1 protein-coding gene and 1 pseudogene are annotated in these 3,064 nt (G+C 38.3%); both read right to left on the bottom strand.

The genetic code is table 11. The features are described from left to right. Positions 1–736: hypothetical protein (locus tag EA341_RS00200; RefSeq protein WP_293010665.1), on the bottom strand; the 736-nt coding region annotated here is incomplete at its 3' end. Positions 737–1,209: 473 nt separating this feature from the next. Next, a pseudogene (locus EA341_RS00195) lies at positions 1,210–2,511 on the bottom strand (IS4 family transposase); the annotation flags it as partial. Between the last annotated feature and the right edge of the window lie 553 nt (positions 2,512–3,064).

The raw sequence follows: 3,064 nt of genomic DNA, 5'->3' as shown, positions 1-3,064 counted from the left end.
AATCCGCTCCAGTCTCCCCTCCCCATCTGGTTTTTCCGGTTGGTAGATTGACTTCCTTCCAGTTTCTATCTTTTGGCAGGCTATATTTCCCTTGAAATAAAGTGGCTTTGAGGTTGGTTCTATATCCATTGATCCACTGGCTTATTGCTTCTTCCTTATTGGTCCAGTGATAACCATATTTTTTTTTATTAACCAATAATCCTGCAGTCTTGAGGCCTTTGAGTACTAACGGTATATTTCCCAGGGCAACACCCGCCTGTTCGGCTAACTCACGCTGGTTGGCATTCAAATTTTTATTGTCTACCAATAATTGAAAAAACACCCGTAAACCTGTTTTTGTAAAAGCACGGTTGGTCTCTTCCCTCCTTTCTTTGATTGGGGGGAATTTATCAATCAGGATCAATTTCCCATTTTTACGGATATAGGCGTTGCCATTCGCCTCCAGGTAATTGATGCCCATTTCCTGAAGCAAATGACGGAATTTGGGGTAGATTCTATATGCAACCAAAAGAAAATTCGTATAGGTCCTGTTCAAATCCTGGATAGTTCGTAAGGTATTTTCCCTAACTTCCTGCTTTACTTCCGCATCGAAGTGAATATCTCCCTCTGGGAAATGTAAGGTGATATAGGCATCCAGCTCTCTTTGTTCATGCGGCTCCCACCTACCCTCAATTTGCAGTAAAGGGATTATATTAAGAAAGGTATGTTCAATAATTTCCTCCGTCTTCATGTTCATAAATATAAGATGTTCACGTTACGTGAACAAATAAAATAAATGAACAATTTTATTTTAATGGTGGCCAATACCTTGAGGAGAGAAATTAACAGTACAATTACTCCTATTCCTCAAACATCCTCATACGAAACTTCTTTCGAATTAAACAAACTTCTACTGCTCTTCATCGGTACGTTTGTTTCCTGGTAAATATTCCGGAGCATAACCTGTCCCATTTGCCGGATTGACCCCACTGATTAATGGTTTTTGTATTTTTAGCTAAAATTTTCGTACACCGAAAACTATATTCCTCTGCTAGCTGTAGGTACTATCTACACCTTTCTATCTATCCAATGAATTTGTAATTCCTTTCCTGAAGAAGCGGTGAGATGCATCAATTAATTTCAAAATAGAAAGTTTAGTATCTTTAAGAAGTTAGGAGTAGGTTGGAAGAGAACGTTTCCAAATGCCTGCCTGGCGGCAGACCATAGCCGTCAGGCTAAGAGGACAATTATGTGTTCAAGAGCTAGTTTTCCTTTCTTTTTTTCAAGATAAATTGCCTTGGGTGCATAATCAATGAGTCTTTTGATCAGAAATTGGAATTCCTTGTGTTTTTTGACTGCTTTTATGAGGTAATTCTGAATGTTCTGAATTAGCCTAAAGTATTTCCATATGCTGCAAAGTATTTTGTTTTGACTATACACCTGTTTTTGTATGTAGTTGAATATCTTTAAATTAAGAATTATCCATATCAGTTTTCCATAAAGCTGACATTCAAACCTATGGATTTTTTTACTGTTAAACTCATCTATGGTAGCCAAGGACTTCCAAACCTTGAAAATAAGTTCAATTTGCCATCTCATAGCGTAGACCTTTCTTATTTCATTGGTTTTTAGTACCTCAGCTGGGACATTGGTTACCATGATGTTGAGTCTGGCTCTGGCTTTGAACTTTTCTGAAACATTGTGTCCGGTTGACTTCGCCTGTTTGGTTGTCTTCTTTAGTCTTTTCTGGTAAGTGTTCTCATCAGCAAGTGAAAGTATCAAGCGGGCAGGAACCCGGTCTTTGCTACCCAAGAAAACAGAAACTTCGATGTAATCCAGTTTGTCTTTTTTGAGTTTGTGAAGGTATTTCTTCAAATCTATCGGATTCTTGGAATCCAAATCAGGATAGCAATTCACTTGGGGACCCAAGCGGTTGATAAAATAGGCACCCGCAGAATGGATCTTTGTCATAAACTTCACGGTACAGTAGCCCAAGTCTCTTAAAAAGAGATCTTGTTTTCGGATATCATGGGTGAATTCCGCTGAGTCTGATTGATCGTTCAATACGCCGGAAGTCAGCCTCAGATCCATGCTCTGTCCGCTGATAAAGTCATATTCATATTGGATACTTATCATCGAAGACGATTGGCTGAGGGCCCCACCGTATCCCCGGTACTTTTCCGAAAAAGGGTCAGGAAGAGAAAACTTGGTTGAATCCTTTATCCTGATCCTTTTAAAATGAGATTTAAGGAGTTCTTTATCTCCCTGATATCTGATCTTTTGAAACAAAAGGATATCAAGACATTTTTTCAAAAATGCCACTGCCTGAGCAGTAAAACGGTCATGAAGGGACTGCTTGGTAATACTGATGCCGAATTCCTCAAAGAGAAAAGAGGCCATATCCAGCAAGCTGAAAAATTTTCCCCGTTGATAAGAAAACATCAAGCTCAATAGAAAACCGAAACCGTCAAGTTTAGACCTCCTGATGCAGAAACCGGTTTGCTGTGCGATAAGGTTAATGGATTTTGGCTGAAAGAAATCATGAAATTTTTCCCTTAAAACCTGTTTCTTTTCGAGTAAATTTCTTGGTTTTTTATCCCTTTTCTATGAAAAATATTACTATATTTAATAAAGAAAAAGGCGGTAAACGGCCAAGTTAATCCGCCTTTTTCAAACAACAAAAAACTAATATAAATATGAGCAAAAGGATGAAAGATCCCAAGGGGGATCTACGTTTTGTTCATAAATCAGCTCAAATCTATAGTTTCAGGATCCTTAAACTGACGGCTATGGCCGGCAGGCAGGCTTGTGGCTAAACAATTATTGCCAATTACTTGGCATATATTATCATGGGTTCCGCTTGATTTTGATGGGTATTTATTTTTCAATATTTTGAATTTTTATTTCCCGAAATCCCTAAACCCTTTAACACAAACATGTCAAATTTCAGCCGAAGAAATTTCCTCAAAAGTAATGTTATTCTATCCAGTGGACTTATTGTTCCAGCATATCTGAAAAGCTGTCAATCACCCGATAAAGTGTATGATATTGTCATCTATGGGGCTACCTCAGCAGGCATTATCCC

It is taken from the genome of Mongoliibacter sp. (assembly GCF_007692705.1).
In the GTDB taxonomy this organism is placed as follows: domain Bacteria; phylum Bacteroidota; class Bacteroidia; order Cytophagales; family Cyclobacteriaceae; genus Mongoliibacter.
This window is presented reverse-complemented; position numbering and strand designations above follow the sequence as displayed.